Source organism: Roseiflexus sp., from assembly GCF_057785375.1.
Genome location: NZ_JBYNRX010000002.1, coordinates 1 through 19,505 on the forward strand (window position 1 = coordinate 1; position 19,505 = coordinate 19,505).

13 protein-coding genes are annotated in these 19,505 nt (G+C 62.0%); 3 read left to right on the forward strand and 10 right to left on the reverse strand.

Translation table 11 applies throughout. The annotated features are described in order from the left end of the window. Positions 1–653: 653 nt before the first annotated feature. The 4 genes from gatA to trpA all read right to left on the reverse strand — a co-directional run bounded on the left by gatA (position 654) and on the right by trpA (position 5,761). Positions 654–2,126, reverse strand: coding sequence for an Asp-tRNA(Asn)/Glu-tRNA(Gln) amidotransferase subunit GatA (gatA, locus tag AC3EA7_RS00050; protein WP_488611974.1), 1,473 nt, complete (start codon positions 2,124–2,126; stop codon positions 654–656). After that, positions 2,126–3,607 (reverse strand): undecaprenyl-phosphate glucose phosphotransferase, encoded by a 1,482-nt coding sequence (locus tag AC3EA7_RS00055; protein ID WP_488611975.1) that lies wholly within the window; start codon positions 3,605–3,607, stop codon positions 2,126–2,128. The genes gatA and AC3EA7_RS00055 overlap by 1 nt, the downstream gene beginning before the upstream one ends. After that, entirely contained in the window at positions 3,561–4,475 is a 915-nt protein-coding gene (locus tag AC3EA7_RS00060) for a glycosyltransferase family 2 protein (RefSeq protein ID WP_488611976.1), read from the reverse strand. Before AC3EA7_RS00060 ends, AC3EA7_RS00055 begins: the two co-directional genes overlap by 47 nt. A gap of 500 nt (positions 4,476–4,975) precedes the next feature. Beyond that, positions 4,976–5,761, reverse strand: a complete 786-nt coding sequence (gene trpA / locus AC3EA7_RS00065) for a tryptophan synthase subunit alpha (protein ID WP_488611977.1) — start codon at positions 5,759–5,761, stop codon at positions 4,976–4,978. Between the two features lie 124 nt (positions 5,762–5,885). Here trpA and AC3EA7_RS00070 point away from each other — a divergent pair, with 124 nt between their 5' ends. Then, entirely contained in the window at positions 5,886–6,248 is a 363-nt protein-coding gene (locus AC3EA7_RS00070; RefSeq protein WP_488611978.1) for a hypothetical protein, read from the forward strand. Between the two features lie 192 nt (positions 6,249–6,440). Here the strand turns inward: AC3EA7_RS00070 and AC3EA7_RS00075 are convergent, their stop codons facing one another. The 6 genes from AC3EA7_RS00075 to AC3EA7_RS00100 all read right to left on the reverse strand — a co-directional run bounded on the left by AC3EA7_RS00075 (position 6,441) and on the right by AC3EA7_RS00100 (position 17,434). Further along, the gene (locus AC3EA7_RS00075; protein ID WP_488611979.1) at positions 6,441–8,828 is read right to left on the reverse strand and encodes a 1-deoxy-D-xylulose-5-phosphate synthase N-terminal domain-containing protein; all 2,388 of its coding nucleotides are present in this window, start codon (positions 8,826–8,828) and stop codon (positions 6,441–6,443) included. A gap of 17 nt (positions 8,829–8,845) precedes the next feature. Beyond that, the gene (gene hepT / locus AC3EA7_RS00080) at positions 8,846–9,265 is read right to left on the reverse strand and encodes a type VII toxin-antitoxin system HepT family RNase toxin (protein ID WP_488611980.1); all 420 of its coding nucleotides are present in this window, start codon (positions 9,263–9,265) and stop codon (positions 8,846–8,848) included. Between the two features lie 331 nt (positions 9,266–9,596). After that, positions 9,597–10,166: a CDP-diacylglycerol--glycerol-3-phosphate 3-phosphatidyltransferase gene (pgsA, locus tag AC3EA7_RS00085; RefSeq protein WP_488611981.1), complete on the reverse strand. Its 570-nt coding sequence runs from the start codon at positions 10,164–10,166 to the stop codon at positions 9,597–9,599. A gap of 232 nt (positions 10,167–10,398) precedes the next feature. Then, positions 10,399–12,579, reverse strand: a complete 2,181-nt coding sequence (locus AC3EA7_RS00090) for a glycosyltransferase family 39 protein (protein WP_488611982.1) — start codon at positions 12,577–12,579, stop codon at positions 10,399–10,401. A 518-nt stretch (positions 12,580–13,097) separates the two neighbouring features. Further along, the gene (locus AC3EA7_RS00095) at positions 13,098–14,318 is read right to left on the reverse strand and encodes a glycosyltransferase (protein WP_488611983.1); all 1,221 of its coding nucleotides are present in this window, start codon (positions 14,316–14,318) and stop codon (positions 13,098–13,100) included. A gap of 260 nt (positions 14,319–14,578) precedes the next feature. Further along, a complete protein-coding gene (locus AC3EA7_RS00100) occupies positions 14,579–17,434 on the reverse strand; it encodes a glycosyltransferase family 39 protein (RefSeq protein ID WP_488611984.1) in 2,856 nt (951 codons plus the stop codon). 71 nt (positions 17,435–17,505) lie between these two features. Between AC3EA7_RS00100 and AC3EA7_RS00105 the strand changes: the two genes are divergently transcribed. After that, positions 17,506–17,892 (forward strand): RidA family protein, encoded by a 387-nt coding sequence (locus tag AC3EA7_RS00105; protein ID WP_488611985.1) that lies wholly within the window; start codon positions 17,506–17,508, stop codon positions 17,890–17,892. After that, positions 17,892–19,283, forward strand: a complete 1,392-nt coding sequence (locus AC3EA7_RS00110) for a glycoside hydrolase family 32 protein (RefSeq protein ID WP_488611986.1) — start codon at positions 17,892–17,894, stop codon at positions 19,281–19,283. Before AC3EA7_RS00105 ends, AC3EA7_RS00110 begins: the two co-directional genes overlap by 1 nt. Positions 19,284–19,505 lie beyond the last annotated feature (222 nt).

A 19,505-nucleotide genomic window follows, 5' to 3' on the forward strand; every position in this document is an offset into this window, starting at 1 on the left:
CGGGACGCTGCGCAGCCGCGTCTTCCCCGGCTTGTGGCTCGACCCGGCGGCGCTGTGGGCAGGCGATGCCGCTGCGCTCCTTGCCGCGCTCCAGCGCGGCCTGGCGGACCCGACGCACGCCGCGTTCGTCGAGCGCCTGCGGACGACATGAACGCGCGCCCGAAAAAGTCGATTTGGTGAGCGAAGGCGACGCCTTCACCCACCCAAACTGCGCCTCATGAGACAACGCTACTCTTGAGAGCACCCCCTGCCCCAACCCCTCCCCCCAGCGGGGGGAGGGCAGGGGTGGGGGCAAGGACGCCGTAACGTGAATGTCGTGCCGTTCACCGTACTCGCGCACCCCCCTCCCCCCAGCGGGGGAGAGGGCAGGGGTGGAGGGGCAAGGACGCCGTAACGCGAATGCCGTGCCGTTCACCGTACTCGTGCACCCCCTCCCCCAGCGGGGGGAGGGCAGGGGTGGGGGGGGCAAGGACGCCGTAACGTGAATGCCGTGCCATTCACCGTACTCGCGCACCCCCTCTCCCCAGCGGGGGGGAGGGAGTGGGAGGGGGGAGGTTGGGTATCAGGACGGCGGTACAGGCGCCTTCAGGCGCTGGGCGGATCAACGCACGAGAGAGACAGGGGAATGGTGGTGAAGCAGGTCAACACGACCCTCAAGCGGAACCGTCCTCGCGTACTTCCGGCGCCCGTGTATGCCAGTCGGTCACACGCTGGTAGGCATCACCGACGCGCAAGAGCATTTCCTCATCGAATGCCCGCCCGATCAATTGCAAACCGATCGGCAGCCCTTCCGCAAGACCACACGGAACCACCAGCCCTGGCAATCCCGCCAGGTTCAGCGGCAAGGTGCAGACATCCTCCAGGTACATCGCCAGGGGATCGTCAGTGTGCGCACCGATCTTGAACGCAACCGTAGGCGTCGTCGGTGCGGCAATGACATCGACCTGCTCGAACGCCTGCTGGTAGTCACGACGGATGAGCGTGCGCACCTGTTGAGCGCGTTTGTAATAGGCGTCATAGTACCCTGCCGAGAGCGCATACGTTCCCAGCATAATGCGTCGCCGCACCTCTGGACCAAACCCGGCGCCGCGGGTGCGCTCAAGTTCATCGAAGTAACTCTCCCCCGCCACGCGCAACCCGTAGCGCACGCCGTCGAAGCGCGCAAGGTTGGCGCTGGCTTCGGCAGGAGCGATCAAGTAGTAGACCGGCAGCGCATATGGGGTATGCGGCAGACTAATCTCGCACACTTCCGCACCCTGGTCACGCAGGACCTCGATGGCAGCGCGCACCGCCGCTTCGACCTCGGGTTGCATGCCGGCAACGAAATATTCACGTGGAACACCGATGCGCACCCCGCGAATATCACCGGTCAGCGCCGCTTCATAGTCTGGCACGGGATGAGCAGTGCAGGTCGCATCGAACGGATCCGCTCCGGCGATCACCTGAAGCATAATCGCACAATCGCGCACCGTGCGCGCCATGGGTCCAATCTGATCGAGCGACGACGCAAACGCCACCAGTCCATAGCGCGACACGCGCCCGTAAGTTGGTTTGAGACCGGTAATGCCGCAGAGGGCTGCTGGCTGGCGGATCGAACCGCCGGTATCGGTGCCCAGAGTAGCCGGCGCTTCACCGGCTGCGACCGCTGCCGCCGAACCACCGGACGAACCGCCGGGAACCCGTTCGAGATTCCAGGGGTTGCGCGTCTGCTGAAAGGCGCTGTTTTCGGTAGAGGAACCCATGGCAAACTCATCGCAATTGAGTTTGCCGAGGATCACCGCACCCGCCGCCTTCAACCGCGCCACCGACGTCGCATCATATACCGGAGTATAGTTCTCGAGCATCTTCGAGGCGCAGGTCGTGCGCAACCCCTGGGTCGAAATCACATCCTTGACGCCGATGGGAATGCCGAGCAACGGCGACGTATCGCCAGCGGCGCGGCGCGCATCGGCAGCCTGCGCCTGCGCCCGCGCGCCATCGACGTCGATTGTCAGAAACGCGCGCACCTGCGGTTCAACGGCGGCAATCCGCGCCAGCAGCGCTTCGGTCAACTCAACCGATGTAATCTCACTGTGGCTAAGCGCCTCACGCGCCTGGACAACCGTCAACTGATAGAGCGGAGTCATCAGTACCCTCGATTTTTCCCTGTCAGAATGTCAACAACCGTCTTGATGATAATTTTTATGTCAAATAGAAGCGACCAATTTTCGACGTAGTAGAGGTCGTAACGGGTGCGCTCCTCGATGCTGGTATCGCCACGCAATCCATTGACCTGCGCCCAGCCGGTAATGCCAGCCTTCTGCTTGTGGCGGCGCATGTAGCGTGGAATGCTCTGACAAAACCGCTCGACCCACACCGGTTGTTCGGGGCGCGGACCGACGACGCTCATCTCACCGCGAATGACATTGATGAACTGCGGGAGTTCATCGAGGCTGTAGCGCCGCAGGAACCGCCCCAGCGTCGTCACGCGCGGGTCGTCCTTCGTCGTCCAGTTGCCGATCTGCGGCGCATCGACGTGCATCGTGCGGAACTTGAACGTCGGAAACGGCTTGCCGTCGAGACCGACGCGCTCCTGCACAAAGAAGACTGGCCCACGCGACTCGAGTTTGATCAGCAGCGCAATCAGCAGCATCACCGGTGAACTGAGAGTCAACACCAACGTGGCGACGACCAGATCGAGACCACGTTTGAGCACACGATTGACCGGGCTGTCGAGCGCAACGTTACGAATGCCGATCAGCGGCAGGCCGCTGACATCGCCGATCGAGACATCGTTATTCGTAATCAACTGGAACGCATCGGGATACAGTTTGATCTCAACCAATTCGTCCTCAGCGAGCGCCACCAATTCCAGCACCTCTGCCGACGTGCGTCCCGACACCGCAATGATCACCTCGTCGGCATGCGCCGCGCGGATGACGCGCCCAAGCGACGCCGGTTTGCCAAGCACCGGCACACCCTCGACCAGCGTGCCGACCGGCGTCGAGTTCGAGATAAAGCCGACGACATGATACCCCATCTCCGGCTGACGCTGGATCGTCTTGAGCACAACCCGCCCTGGATCGCGCGTTCCGACAATGATCACGCGGCGCACATCGATCCCGCGTTTGCGCAATGCTGTCAGAATCGAACGATGCGCCAGACGCAACGCCGCCACGCCGGTCACCGCACCGATCCAGCCGCTGACGAGCACCCGTTCATTCCAGGGCAATGGATCGCGACCAAACTGTGGCTGCATCGCGTTGAAGATCAACGTGGCGAAGGCGCCAAGCGACACCGCGACAATAATTTTGAAGAACTCATCCACGCGCGAAACGCCGCGCCGTAGCGAATAGAGGCTGCTCCCGATGAACGCAGCCGCCATCGAAAGATTCAGGATCAGCAGCGACGTCAACCACGTCACCGGACCGACGGCGGCGAGAGCGGCAGCGAATTCTGCATCATCACGCCCTGCCCACAGGAAGACGCCGACAAACGACGCATTGAGCGCCAGCGCGTCACAGGCGAGCAGCGCCAGGATCAGCAATGTGCGCACCACCCATGTGCGCCGGCGCGCGGTTTTAGCCGACGCGGCGCCCGAACGGGGGGCGGAGGAAATTGCTGCCAAGGCTGAGATACTCCTTCAGTGTAATGCCGGTTTCGATCGCTGCATTGAGCAGCGCAGGCGTAGTAGCGGCAAAATGTTTGCGGTGAAAGATGCGCATAGCATCATAGAACCAGCGGATCGTCTGCACTGGACGCTGGCTGCTCGATGCCCGTTTGTGATGGTATACCGTGACCGACGGAACATACATAATGCGCCAGCCATACTGTTTGATGCGATAGGCCCAATCGAGGTCTTCGCCATACATAAAGAACGCTTCGTCGAGCAAACCCGCCTCGCGCACGACGCCGACGTGCACCAGCATACACGCACCCACCACCGCGTCCACCTCTGCTTCGCAATTCTCGTCCAGATAGGTTAGATTGTAGCGCGCGAAGCGCGGATGGCGCGGGAACAGGTACGACAGGCCAATCATCCGGTAGAACGCGACTGCCGGCGTCGGAAATGAACGCCGACACGCCAGATCGAGCGAGCCATCGGGAAGCAGCAACTTTGGTCCGCAGGCGCCAACATCAGGGTGCGCTTCCATGTAATCAACCAATCCATCGAGTGCGCCAGAAGGCACGATTGTGTCCGGGTTGAGCAGCATGAGGTAATCGGCGCCCGACGCCCCTGCCTGATCCGCTTCATTGAGGATCGCACGGATCGCCAGATTGTTGGCATAGGCAAAACCGCCGTTGCGCGAACTGACGATCAGGCGCACCCAGGGGAACTCAGCGCGCACCATTGCGGCGCTTCCGTCGGTCGAGGCATTATCGACCACCCAGACCATGATTGTGTGGTGCGCGTTGTTCTTTTCGATTGAATGCAAACACGCACGCAGCAGATCGCAGGTGTTGTAACTGACAATAACAATTGCGAGCGACGGCACGGTCGGATCCTGCAAACGGCGTACTGATGCCGATTATATCACATCCAATACATAATGCATGAGTCCACTGCACACTGGCTGAACCGCCAGGAACCCGAAGCGCACGAAGGGGAAGAACCATGAAGCGCAGTTCCTTCGTGTCCCTTGGTGACTGCGTAACGCGGAATGTATTCCGCCCGTCTGCCGATAATGAAGCGCAGTTTCTTCGTGTCCCTTCGTGACCTTCGTGGTTGCTTGTTGCAGTGAAGTCATGGAAGGCTGAACCACCAAGGACCCAAAGCGCACGAAGGGGAATAAAAATGAAGCGCAGTTCCTTCGTGTCCCTTGGTGACCTTCGTGGTTTCGTGGTTACTGCACGCAGGCTTCACTGCCAGGGACCCGAAGCGCACGAAGGGGAATAAAAATGAAGCGCAGTTCCTTCGTGTCCCTTGGAGACCTTCGTGGTTACCTTCGTAGTTACCGCTTTGTGCCGTGAAGTCAATGCATGGATGCGCCCTCAGTCAGCCGCGCAACAACCGCACGAACTCAGCCGTGCGCGCGACATACTCGCCAGGAGGCGCCTGTTCGATAACATTGATCAGCGCACTGGCGACGATCGCGCCTGCCGCATACCTGCCGACCTCGCGCACATGATCGGCGCTGCTGATGCCAAACCCGACAACCAGCGGCAGGTCGGTCTGACGACGCACCCGCTCCAGGAAAGCGGGCAACCCGCTCCATAACTCACGTCGCGCGCCGGTAACGCCGGTGAGCGAGACGCAGTAGATGAAACCGCTGGCAAGCGCGGCGATCCGGGTAATGCGCTTATCAGGAGTCGTGGGGGCGACAAAGAAGATCAGATCGAGTCCGTATTCGCGGCAGGCGGCATGACATTCCTCCGCTTCTTCCGGCGGCAGGTCGGGGATGATCAGCCCATCCGCGCCAGCGGCGGCCATATCGCGCGCCAGGCGGTCGAGACCATACTGCAAGAACGGGTTGTAATACCCCATCGGCACAATCGGCGCGCGCACGCCGCGTTCGCGCAGTGTTGCGATGGTTGCAATGCAATGTTCAAGGCGAATGCCATTCGCCAGCGCGCGTTCCGAGGCGCGCTGAATCGTAGCGCCGTCGGCGAGTGGATCAGAGAACGGGACGCCAAGTTCGAACAGATCAGCGCCGGCCGCTTCCAGCGCAGGCGCAAGTTCAAGCGCCGAGTCGCGTTCAGGATAGCCGGTCATCACGTAGGGCATCAGCGCCGTGCGCCCGGCGGCGCGCAAACGGGCAAAGGTATCGGCAATGCGGCTCATTGTACAGTCCTTCAGACGTTCGGGAAGAAATTCACATACACCAATAGGGAAGGCAACCCTGACAGTCGATGCCGGACATTGTATAATAAGAGTGTGCTTTGTTGCACCTCGAAAGGAGAGAGTAATGCCCAGGAATACGATTGTAGCCGGTGCAGCGTTGACGGTTCTTGCGCTGTTGACATATTTCGGAACCGGGATGTCAAGCATCACAGCGCTCATTCCTGCGTTTTTTGGCGTGCCGCTCATTCTGCTCGGCTGGCTGGCGCAGAATGGGCAGCGCCGCAAGACGATGATGCACATCGCGGTGGCGCTCGGCGCACTTGGGTTCATCGCTCCACTGAGCCGCATCATCCCGGCGCTCGGCGCGTTTGAACTGAACGCGGCAACCGGCGCGAACATTGCGATGGCGATCATCTGCGGCATCTACATGGCGCTCGGCGTGCGCTCTTTCATCGAGGCGCGCCGCAACCCGCCGGCGACGACGTGACGTAAAGCAGTTGGCGCTGGCTCCGACAGGCTCAGCCAGCGCAACGTCAGGCTGGCGCTGGCTTCGACAGGTTCAGCCAGCGCAACGTCAGGTTCAGCATGCGCCAGTGTCCGATGCTAACTCTCCCCCAAGGCTCGGGTCACAACTCGAACCTCATTCGCGCAACCCTGTACAATGTCGTGCAGGGTTGCTTCATTCATCCAGTGCGCGGAATGCTGCCTCGGCAATGCTTAGCGGGTCGATCTCGAAATGGCGGTAGAGGTCGGCGCGCGCTCCCGACTGCCCGAAATCATCCACCCCCAGCGCCGTCACCGGCGCGCCATAGACGCTTCCCAACCACGCCAGACTGTGTGATGCGCCATCCTGCACTGTGATGATCGGCGCATGGCGCTCTTCTGGCAGAATGAGCCAGTTGAGCGGATCGCGGTCGCGCCCCGCGCGCCAGCGCTCGAAGACCTGCTTCGGGCTGACCAGGTTCAGCACGGTTACTGCCACACCTTCGCGCTCCAGCAGATCGGCGGCTGCCAGCGCTTCGGGCACGATGGCGCCTGCTGCGGCAACAACCACCCGATACGGCTGCCCATCCGGTCGTTGTGCAATGGTCGTCTGGTCGGCGAAACGCCAATCGCGGAGACGATACCCGCCCATCAGGACCTGCCGCCGCAGTTCTTCCTTCCCCAAACGGCGCAGCGCGGCATTGAACGGCGCCTGATCAATCGGACGGGTCGAAAGACGCAGATAGGTCGCATGCCCGTGTATGCGGTCACAGCATTCACGTATGGCTTCCAGGAGCAACCATTCGACCTCCTGTGCATAGCATGGCTCATACGCGCGCAATTTCGGCAGTTCCGCGCCGATTGATGGTGTGATCGTCGACTGGTGCGCACCGCCTTCGGGTGACAGGGTGATCCCCGACGGCGTTCCGGCAAAGATAAACTTTGCGCCGGAATAGAGGCTGTAGATCAGGGCATCGAGTCCGCGACAGACGAACGGATCGTACACGGTGCCGATCGGGATCAGCGGCTGCCCGCACAGTTCCGCCGATAGCCCCATCATACCGAGCAGCATGAACAGGTTCATCTCAGAGATGCCCAGTTCGATGTGCCTGCCGGAGGGACCGCGCTTCCAGCGCAACAGGCGGTACGACTCGGTCTCATAATCGGGGTGCTCGACAGGGGTGAACACGCCGGTTTTGTTGATCCAGCCCGCCAGGTTGGTCGAAACCGAGACATCGGGCGATGAAGTGACGATGCGCTCGCCGATGGGAGTATCCGCCAGGCGCACCAGCAGGCGCCCAAACGCATCCTGGGTGCTCGTGCGCTCCGGTATGGCAACGTCCAGATCGGCGGGGACCAGCGTGGGATCACAGGCGACGATCTGCGGCTCATCGGGAGGATAGAGACGCGCCGCCGTCTTCGCGCACAGATCGGCTTCGGGCGTTCCTGGCGCAAATGCGTCCCATTCTGCGCCGGGAGCGATGCCGTGTGCAACGCGCAGCGCCTCGATCTGTTCAGTGGTCAGAAGCATTGAGTGGTTGTGTGGATGCCCGGCAATAGGCAGCCCCCAACCTTTGATGGTGTAGGCGAAAATAATCGTGGGCCTGCCTGCTGAAGCGTCCGTCTGCGCCAGCACGTCGAACAGTTCCGCCAGATCATGCCCGCCGAGGTTCGAGAGAACAGCCGGCAATTCGTCGTCGGAAACGTCCGCGATAACGCTGGCGATCTGTTCACCCTTGCCCATCGGATCATCGCACAAACGTGAACGCAGTTCGTGACCGGGGAGGCGGATCAGCGCCTGATACTCTTCGTTGCTCATATCGTCGATGCGCTGACGCAGCGCGTCACCGCCGGGCTGCCGAAACAGCGCCTGCAACCAGCGGCCATACTTCGCTTCGAGCACCTGCCAGCCATTTTCGGCAAACAGACGTTTCAGCCGTGACGCCCGAATGCCCGGCACCACCCGGTCGAGGCTCTGGCGGTTCAGGTCAACGATCCAGATCAGGTTGTCCAGACCTTCCATCGCCTCATCGAGGATCGCCTCCCAGACATTCCCTTCGTCCAGTTCTGCGTCGCCGACCAATGCGATAAAGCGCCGTGATGTCACGTGCCCGAAGTGCATCTTTGCGTAGCGATGCGCTAATGCTGCGAACGCGGGTGCAACCGCGCCAAGCCCCACCGAGCCGGTCGAGAAATCAACGTCGTCGGGGTCTTTGGTGCGGCTGGGATACGCCTGAAGACCGCCGTAGGCGCGCAGGGTTGTCAGATACTCGCGCGGCAGCCGCCCTAGCAGGTACTGCACCGCGTGGAACGCAGGCGACGCATGCGGCTTGATCGACACCCGGTCGCCGGGACGCAGAAAATGGAAGTAGAGCGCCGTGAGGATCGTCACGAGCGATGTCGAGGATGCCTGATGTCCGCCGATTTTCGTGCCGTCGGGATTGGGGCGCACATGGTTCGCATGATGGACCATGAGCGGCGCCAACCAGAGAATGCGGCGCTGGATAGAGTCCAGCAGCGCCAGACGTTCAGGAGAGACGGTCTGATGGACAGGGGTCTGCATTTCGGGCACGGCGCCAATCACACTCTTCCTCCACACACTCAATCAGATCGAGCCGGCAACGAAGGCGGCAGCGGCGCCAGAGTCTCACTGTAAAACGTTTCGAGATCGGGCAGATGATGCATCAGGATTGACTTGAGCACATCCAGCGAGAGTTTGCGATAGTCTTGGACGGCGATATTGCGAAAACCGCACTTCGTTTGCATAGCCCGCGCCGATGCGGTGGACAGAAGCACCTGTCGCTCAAGCGCCGCAAAAATGTCGCGCGGCGTTGCTGGCATCTCGTATCCATGCGCTGCAAGGGTATGTGCGCCGAGATCGATTGCAGACTGCACGGCGCGCTGCAGGTTGAGCACAACAATATCCTGCCGGTCGATGTCATCAAGACTCGCCGGGTCCATGCCGGTGACCGACCGGATGCGGTCGAGACAGCGCTGAATGATCGCCACCTTTGCGGGCACACTATCACGATCGATCGATCATGCAGCACTCTCCGAGTCGCGACGGCATCTTCGATCGGCTTGCGGATGCGTTTGAAATCTGGCTTGTTGATGCGCGTCTCAATAAGCCCCACCTTCCACCTGCACCCTTCCTGCCCTCCTTCAAGGTACGACTCTTCGCGCCTGCGCTTTTGAACCACAGAGGCACAGAGAAGCGCGTGATACGCCCTCCCGCCTTCTTTGTACACGTTCAACATCTCGGAGACACTGCGGTGCAGCGTTTCTACCTGGAACCTTCCCACCTTCAATCTGCAACCCTCTCACCCCTTGCCTCTCGCCTCCCGCCTTACGTTCACCGCCGCAACAACGGCATCGCTTTCCAGAAATACTCCACTCCCGAACCAATCGTCCAGACCAGGGCAATACCGAGGACAAGGGGGCAGAGCGACGCCAAGGTCAGCAGCGCTGCCGGCGCACCTGGCAAAGCGCGCACTGCGGCATCGACCAGACACCAGATCAGCGCCGTGACGGTGAACACCAGTTTTTGCTTCCCCCACTGCCGCGCCGCGATCACTTCGCCTTCGGCGGCGGCGTAGGAACGCAACCCCGACACAGCAAATTCGCGGATAATGATGATCAATGCAGCCCAACCGGGAATAAGCCCGCGTTCGACCATCGGCAACAGCGCGCCGGCAACAAAGATTTTGTCCGAGATGGTATCGAGAAAAACGCCGAGTGGCGATACCACCTTCAGTTTGCGTGCAATTCGGCCGTCAGCAATATCACTGGCAGCCATCAGCAACAACAAAACAACAGCGCTCAGGTCGCCGGTCGGCGTGCCGAGTGCAATCAGAACATAGAGCGCCGGCGTTGCGACAATCCGAAACAGTCCGAGCAGGTTGGGCAGATGACGGGTGTTCACACGAACTCTCCATGTCGCATTATACCCGAAGGAGCAGCAAGCGCCATGTGACGGTCATCTCCGCCAGCCACCCAACCGCCTGCATACCATTTGGCGCTGCCATCCCCACCCGCCCCTCCCGGCGTCCCGCTGAGGACCGTCGTCTGCGCCCCAACAACCTATGGCGCAATGACATTGACAGTTCCCACTCTTCGGCGTGGAAGCGGAGAGCGAAACGTTGGAGACCAACAACCTATGGCGCAATGACATTGACAGTTCCCACCACAAGGCGGTTTTCAGACAGCGTTGAGGCGGAGGTCGTAATCCGCAGGCGCGTACCTGGCGCGCCATCGCCGCTGTAGACCCCCAGGAGCAAGGTGTACCGACCAGGCGGCAGGTCATGGGGCAGCGTCAGCGTCCGCTCATCGTGCACCGGATCGCCGACACGCCAGGTAGTAGTCATCCCGGCGGGCGCATATCCGCCGAGCGGAGGCCCATCGGCATTCGCAAGCGGCGGAATCGCGCAGTCGCGGCAGAGGTGCAGAAACATCCGGTAATCGCGGGTCGGCGGCGCGACCGCTTCCCAATAGAGGGTGACAGGAAGCGTGCCGCCTGCCCGTGCAGCGCCGCCGTGAAGCGCCAGCGTCACGCCTCGCAAACGCAACTCGCCGCCGAATATGGCTTCGAGCGTCTGATCTGGTTGCGGGATTGTTCCCGACCCGCCAGGGTTGAAAGTTTCGGGAAAACTCTGGCACATCAGCAGAACGCCAACGAACTCGACACCGCCGCAGGGCCAGGTGCGCTGCGGATACTGGAAGCGCAACCCGACCCACCCGAAACGATCGACCGGCAACGGGGGCGGATCAACCGTCCGCGCGTGATCTGGCGCGATCAGCAACAGCGCGCGTTTCTTGCCGGTTGCCTGCTGATTGTAGAACGGTTCGAACCGGCGCCGGATGCACTCGAGCATCTGCTGCCGCGTCGGGTTGGCAATACCGCACGTGTCGCCTTCGGCGAACACGGGGAACGTCACCGGCTGCGGCAGCGGATCGGGAGTGACGCGGGGAGCGTAGTAGGCGTACATCGGCATCACATAGTGTGGATGCGCCAGCACCAGATCGTCGGGATGGGCGCGCATGGCAAGCGCGGCAACCGCTTCGCGCCACTGTTCCTTAACCGGATCGCCGCTGAAGAGCCCTTTTCCTGGCTGTACGAGCGCCGCAACGCATGCCGCCAGGCTGATGGCGACCAGTGTTGCAGCAACGGGGCGCGTGACCGACCGCCGTGACAGGCGCGGGGCATTGATGCCATCCTCGCGTGCAATCAGCGGGTACGCCAGGGTGAGGAGCCACGCCGGAAACGCTGCTGCGGCATAGCGCGATTCGTACACCGGCGCAAGGGTATGGACCATGGCAAACAGCGCCAGCGGCGCCAGGAACATGCCAAGGATGGCGCTGGCGCCGCCATGACCTGCATGCATATCGCGCGCCAGCAACGCCACACCCCACAGGGTCAAAGCGCCGAATGGCAGCAACCAGATCAACGCAGGCAGCCTCAGATAGCCTTCCAGTTCGCCGGGCCAGCGGTTCAGACTAAAATGCGCAAAGGTGAACCATAGCCCTTCGAGCATTCCGACGGCGCTGCGCTCACTGCTCATACGTTCATCGCGCGTCGCCAGAATTACTCCTGCAACGCCGGCAATGCTCAGCGCCAGCGCCCCAGTCGAGCATATCACAGCCCATCGGCGTGCAGGAACAGCCCTCTGACGCCACAGATGCCACGCGATGACCAACGCAGCGCCTGCCAGCGACAACAGCGCTAGGCGATGCACAAACACGCTAATCAGCGCTACGCCAATGAAAAGTGACCAGGCGCGCGGCGAACCCGACCGCAACGCGCGCAACAATGTCCAGATGAGCAGCGCCGACGCCAGGATGAGCAAACTGTAGACTTTTGCGTCCTGCGCATGCCAGAGGGCATACGGCGAGAACGCCGCGAGTGCGCCAGCCGCCGCCAGCGCATACCCGTCATTCGCCTGCCCTGAAGCGGCACACAGTTCGCTGGTCGCTGCCATCAGCACCAGCACAGCCAGCGCCCCCGCCAGCGCCGATAGGAAACGCAGCGCCCATTCCGAGTCGCCTGCCACGAAAACCCATGCCTTGAGCAGCAAATGGTAGAGCGGGTAGCCGGCATTGGGGCTGAACAACTCTGCAAAGAGCGCCAGCCATCCCTTGCTCATCACCTCGACCCACGCGCTCCCTTCGTCGAGCCACAGGCTCTGCGCGTCCAAGCGATACAGGCGCAACCCAAACGCCAGGGCGGTCAACACCGCGATGATCAGGAACTTCTGTTGCGCAGCATCCGCCTGGTTGCCGACGAGTCCTCTGGCGCGCCGGGTAAAGGCGGTTAGACTGGCGGTTACGAACTGACGCATGGTGATCGAGAAGTGAGAACTGAGAACTGAGAACCAAGAACCAAGAACTGAGAACCAAGAACCAAGAACCGAGAACCAAGAACCAAGAACCGAGAACCAAGAACCAAGAACCGAGAACCAAGAACCAAGAACCGAGAACCAAGAACCAAGAACCGAGAACCAAGAACCGAGAACCGAGAACTGATACTCATGTGCGGTCATTCATACAATAATGAGTCCACTGCAAAAAGGCTTAACCACAAAGGACCCGAAGCGCACGAAGGTTGATAAAAATGAAGAGCATTTCCTTTGTGTCCCTTTGTGACCTTCGTGTTTACCTTCGTGTTTACAGCTTTTTGCAGTGAAGTCAATAATGGTTTTCGAGAAACGAATCCGGTATCGCCCGGTGAAGCTCGCGCAGGCGGGCTTGGCAACTGTAGCCCGCAGCTTTAGCCGCCGGGCGGACGAGCGGATAGCGGAATACGTCTTCAAGAACCATTATTGCCGTGGCGCGCAGCAGGACGCCAGGGCGCTGCGGGCTAAAGTTTACATTCAACGGCACGGCGATACGCCTCCTCGAAGCGCGCCGCCGTCACATCCCAGGAGAGTTCGTCCAGCGCACGACGGCGCGCCGCTTCCCCGAGACGCACCGCGACATTGCGATCGATCAGCAGGCGCACGATGGCATTCGCCAGCGCCGCCGGGTCGCGTTCCGGCACAAGCAGGCCATGCACGCCATCGGTGATGACATCGGGAATGCCGGCTGTGCGAGTCGCAACAATCGGACGCGCCGCACCCATCCCTTCGAGGAGGGTATTGGGCAGACCATCGACATTGCCGGCGTCGTCGCGCACGGAGGGCACGACATACACATCGGCGGCGACGACGTAGCGCGCGGCGCGGTCGCGCGGGAGTTGACCGGGAAAGATGACGGCATCTTCGACCCCAAGCCGTCTGGCGCGCTCCTTCAGTTCATCGAGCAGATCGCCATACCCCGCGAGCACGAGCGTTGTGTGCGGATGCGATGCGCGGATGTGCGGCATTGCATCGAGCAGGTAGGTGAACCCCTTTTTGTAGACCATTCTGCCTATGGCGAGAATGAGCGACGTATCGGAGGGCAGATTCAATTCGGCGCGCACCTGAGCGCCTGCACGCGGATCGGGGCGGAAAGCATGGACATCCACGCCGTATGGAATGACCATTGTGCGTGCAGGCGGCGCGCCGAGGCGCACTGCGCGCTGATGCAGATCGCTGCTACATGCCGTGATGGCGCCTGCGCTGCGAAAGACCGCCGCTGCGCTCAACGCAAGGGGCCATCCTCTGGACGCCAGATAGACATCAGACCCATGCAGGCTGACGACCAGCGGCAACCCGCGCAACCGGGAAGCGATCAGCGCAGGGACGCCATTTGGCAGCACCCAGTGCGCGTGGATCAGGTCGAACCGATGGCGGCGCGTGAGGTGCAGCAGCGCCTGAAGCGACGCTGCAAGCGCAAATGGAACCGCTGCCAGCGCTGCACGGCGCAGACCGACATCGGCGCGCAACGATTCGGCATACCCGTAGACATTGAGGGCGCGGTGCGGTGCGTAGCGGTAGAAGTGCAACCGCGCCCCGTACTCGATCGGCGCGCGCCGCACATCGGGGTGAAACGGCGCCACGACGTGCACCGTGTGACGCCGTCGCACAAGCCCGACGGCGATTGACTCAATGAATGGCGCTGTCGTCTCCCCGACGTACTTCGGGTACGAAGAGGTGAGCATAAGAATGTTCATATCTGGCCATTATTCTTAACCGCAGAGACACAGAGGGCGCAGAGACAATAACTTTTGCTTTGTCGCGTTTCCTCCCGCGCCCGCGTGGCAACGTCGCGGTGCAGCGGAGCAACTGAGTGTGACATCAACGTTGCCACACAACGCACACGGCGGCGGTGCGGTGGAGCCGTGCAATGCAACGGCTCTGCCTTCCCACCTTCAACCTGCAACTTTCAACCTTCAACCCCTCTCGCCTCACGCCTCTCGCCTCACTGCGGAAATTCGTACACAATGGCGGTCATTTCCTTCGTCACGCCACGAAAATCGGCGCGATACGCCGGTGTGCGGTAGACTTCGCGGAGTCCCAATTCAGGATCGGCGATCATCGTGTCGAGCAGGCGGCGCACTTCCGGTTCCGGGCGCTGCAAGGTGTCGATCACCAGGTAGCGCACGTTGTAGCGGCGCGCCAGGCGCAGGAAGGTCTCCCGGTCGGTGGTGTATGGGATCATGAGCGCCGGTCGCTCGCTATGCCAGTTGAGTTGCCACGGGTTGCGCGTCATCATCACGGCATCTGGCGGCGTGTTGCGCTTCAGCCAGGCATAGGCGTCGAGATCGGCGCGATACAGGTTCGGCTCGTCACGCACCTTTTCGGCGATGGGGGACCAGGACGGTGCAACGATTGCCGCTAGCAACGCCAGAACCGCCAGTAGGCCGAACGGCGTCCAGCGCCCATCGGACAGCGCAGCGATCCAGTCGTAGATGCGCCACAACGCGGCAGCGGCGAAGAGCGCCAGCCATGGCATCGCCACAACCCAGTAGCGTTCTTCGTTCGTATGCCAGTAGACGATCAGGAACAGCGTGTATGGCACGAACGCTGCGCCGAGCAGAGCCATCAGGCGGCGATGCGACGCGATGGCAGCGATGGCGCCGGCGAGCGCCAGCCACGCGCCCGCATCGAACAGCAGGCGTTCCTTGTCGGCGCGCCCAAACCAGTCGCTCAACCCGAAGGGCGCGCGTTGCCAGGACGGAATCAGATAATCGCGCAACGCACGCACCTGCCGCTCCATCTTCACCAGAGTGCGGTCGAATCCCCAGCGCAGAATCCAGCTGCGGTCGGGAACGCCGAGCGTGCTTAACCCTTCTTCGGTGGTATACACGGCATAGATCTGATCCCACGTCGTGTATTCCAGCACCCACGCATCCTTGCTCTCGGTCGAATAGAACGGCACGCCGAAGGTGAGCATATTCCGCGCCAGATACAGCGCCAGTAGCACGAATGCGACTGCGCCCCAAGCCACGACCGGCGCCAGTCGAACGCGCAGGTCTGCCAGGGTTTGCGGCAAGGTGTCGAAGCGCATACGCAGGAACCACAATCCCATGCCCAGCGCGATCAAGCCGCCGCTCCCCGGCTTTTGCAGCAGCATCAGACCGACCAGCGCCCCGGAGAGGATCGTCAACGCCAGTCGCTGTGACATTCCCCCAAAGCGCGAGCATCTCTCGAGCATTTCGGCGCCTGGCGCACCCCAGGCGACGTACAGCAGTATCAGTGCGCCAAACGCAAACAGCGCAAACCCCAGGTCATTCGTCACATAGATCACCAGTTTGAAATAGAGGTGACTGGTGATCAGCAGCGCCACGGCAACCAGCCCGACGCGCCGATCCCACAGGCGCGCACCAGCCCGGTACACCGCCAGCGCCAGCACGAGGAGGAAGAAGAAATTTGGAATCTTCGCCGCCCAATTGCTGACCCCGAACAACGCAAACGATGCCGCCACCCATACCGGTTGCAGCAGGGGCCACGTTTCCTGCGGGCGCGTGACGCCGTCGTAGAGGCGGTAGAATTGCGTCACATAGTCAACCGTCCATCCCCGCCCGGCGAGGAGATTGCGCGCCACGACCGCATTATCGGCATAGTCGGCGTGACCGACATACGGCATTGCCAGGATGACCGATCCCAGATACCCCGCCCACACCGCCAGCAGCAGCGCCAGCGCCAGCGCCGCACCGCGCCGCGACCCGGCCACGCGCACTATCGCCTGCGCCAGACGGGGCAGACCATTGCGCCCGTAGATCAGCAGCAGCGCCAGACCACCAAGCGTGATCAGGGTATAGATGAGCGAGTCGGGGAAGAACTCCCAGAACTGTTCCAGACGTGGCATCGGCGGGGCATTCTGAACGATCATCGCCGCCAGCCAGACGCCGGTCGCCGCCAGCAGCCCATATCCGAGCGCAGATCCATGGGCAAAGCGCCTCGCCAGGCGCAGCGGATAGCGCATCAGAGCGGTGCGATACTGCCAGATCAGCGGTATGGCGCCGGCAGCGACCAACCACGGCAACAATGCAACCGTCCAGATACGCGCCGCCGTCAGCGCAACCGCCGCACCACTAACCAGGAGCGTCGCAAGAACGAAGGCAAACGTTGGCCGGCGACTGGTCCCCGCTATCGCCAGGAACCAGACTATGCCGCTCACGGTCAGCCAGAGCACCGGCGCAGGCGCAGGCACGAATGGGCCATCACCAGCGCTGCGCACCCTGATCGAGTCGATGCGGATTCCTTTCGGGCGCGGGTCGTTGTAGGCGCTCGTGCTGGTAAAGACATCCGACGCAACCAGGATCAGCGTCAGGTTATTGCCACGCCGCACTTCAGCGGGAATGGCGACATTGTACTCCGCCCACTGTTCGGTTGGCGTGAAACGCCCGACGAGCATCTCGTCCGCCGTGACCGTCACCTCCGGCTGGCGCATTGCGCGATTGAGGACATCGGAGGGCCAGCCCTGCACGCGCACTGTCGCCACGAGCGCGCCTTCCCCCAGACCAGGCAGATCAATCCGCGTCCCCTGGTGCGTCCAGCGGCTGCGACCGCCCGGCGCATCGGCAGTAATCTCATCACCATAGAACGTGAGGCGGTCGGCGGCGCCAGCGCCTTCGCTCGCCTGGAAAAACAGGCGGTCGCCGGGCCAGCCAACGGGAATCGTCGCGTTGACCGGCGCCTGGTAGGCAAAGATGCCCGCCAGCAGCGCCAGCGCAACGATGAGCGCCAGGCGCATATCTAGCGCCAGGCGCGCATACGCGCTGGCAGTTGGCTGTAGAGCAGGCGGATCGCCCGAAATCGTCTTACTACTCACGCGCAGTATTATACTCGAATGTATCTGCTACAATAGCCCCGGCATTCATTTTTACAGAAAGGGGCGCGCTCATGGATCGTTCAGTCGTGCAAACGCCGGATGCGCCGCAGGCGATCGGTCCGTACTCGCAGGCGATCATCGCCGGTGATTTTGTGTTTTGTTCGGGGCAGATTCCGCTGACCCCCGATGGCGCGCTGGTGGAAGGCGACGTGGCGGCACAGACGCGCCAGGTATTGACGAACCTTCAGGCAGTACTGGCAGCAGCAGGCAGTTCACTCGCCCAGGCGGTCAAAACGACAGTCTTTCTCGCGGACATGAACGACTTTGCCGCCATGAACGCCGTCTATGCCGAGTTTTTCACTGCTGACCCGCCGGCGCGTGCGACGGTTCAGGTTGCGCGGTTGCCGCGCGACGCGCGGGTGGAGATTGAAGTGATTGCGTTGAGGCGTTCATCGTGATGGCATCGAACGACCGGTACCGGCCAGGCTACCACTTTTCGCCGCCTTCCGGCTGGATGAACGATCCGAACGGACTGATCCAGTGGCGTGGTCGCTATCACCTCTTCTACCAGCATAACCCTCATGAGGCGCGCTGGGGTTTCATCCACTGGGGGCACGCCGTCAGCGATGCTCTGGTGCACTGGAGCGATCTGCCGATTGCGCTGGCGCCGGAGCCAGGATCCCCACGCGACGACGGGTGCTGGTCTGGCGTCGCTGTGGACGACCATGGCATTCCCACGCTCGTTTACACCGAAGTGCGCGGCGGCATTCAGTTGCCGTATGTCGCCACCGGCAGCGACGACCTGATCACATGGCGGAAACATCCGCGCAACCCGGTGATTGCCGGTCCGCCCGAAGGGATAACCGTTCCCGGCTTCCGTGACCACTGCGTCTGGCGCGAGGATGGGTGGTGGTATCAGATTATCGGGTCGGGGATTGCGGGGCAGGGGGGTGCCTGTTTCCTGTATCGCGGGCGCACATTGCTCGAATGGGAGTATCTGAGTCCGCTCTGCACCGGCAGCGTGGGCGAGAACGACGACATGTGGGAATGCCCCGATTTCTTCGCCCTGGGTGACCGGCATGCGCTGGTGTTGTCGCCGCTGCCGCTCAACCGGGCGGTGTACCTGACCGGGCGCTATGAGTCGTACCGGTTCATTCCCGAGGCGCGCGGCGAGGTGGATGGCAGCCGAGATTTCTATGCGCCGCAGAGTTTCGTTGATGAACGCGGGCGGCGAATTATGTTCGGCTGGCTGCGCGAGGCGCGTGATGAAGCGGCGCAACTCGCCGCCGGATGGTCGGGCGCCATGTCGCTGCCGCGCCTGATCACTCCTCGCGCTGACGGTCGCCTGGGAATGACCCCTGCGCCCGACGTCGAAGCGCTGCGCGGCGCGCACATCGCGCGCGCAGCGCACGACCTGCTGCCGGATACATCTGTTGCGCTCGATGACCTGCACGGCGATATGCTGGAAATTGCAACAACTATCGATCCCGGCGTAGCGCGGCAGGTGGGCATTGCCGTATTGGCAAGCCCTGCGCACGACGAAGAAACCTGCATCGTCTACGAGCGCGAACCGGGCCGTCTGGTCATTGACCGGACGCGCTCCGGCGACGGACACACCGGCTCGCCGTCGATTGCGCTGCCGCTCGCTCCTGGTGACACGCTGAACCTGCGAATCTTCATCGACCGGTCAATCGTCGAGGTGTTTGCCAATGGTCACGCCTGCCTGACCGCGCGCGTCTACCCGGTGCGCAGCAACAGCAATGGCGTGGCACTGTTCGCAACCGGCGGTGCAGCGCGCGTACACTCCTTCGATGCCTGGCGGTTGACCGACGTGATGCGGAGAACCTGATGAGCGAGGCGAGAGGCGAGAGGTGAGAGGCGAGAGGCGAGAGGTGAGAGGTGGGAGGCGAGAGGCGAGAGGCGAGAGGCAAGAGGCAAGAGGCGAGGGGTGAGAGGCAAGAGGCGAGGGGTGTTACCTGCGAACGTTGAACGTTGAACGCGGCAAGGTTGCACGTAGGGCTGGCGGTGCTATGCTCTCGGAAATGCATCGAGTGTGGTAAGACAACGTAGG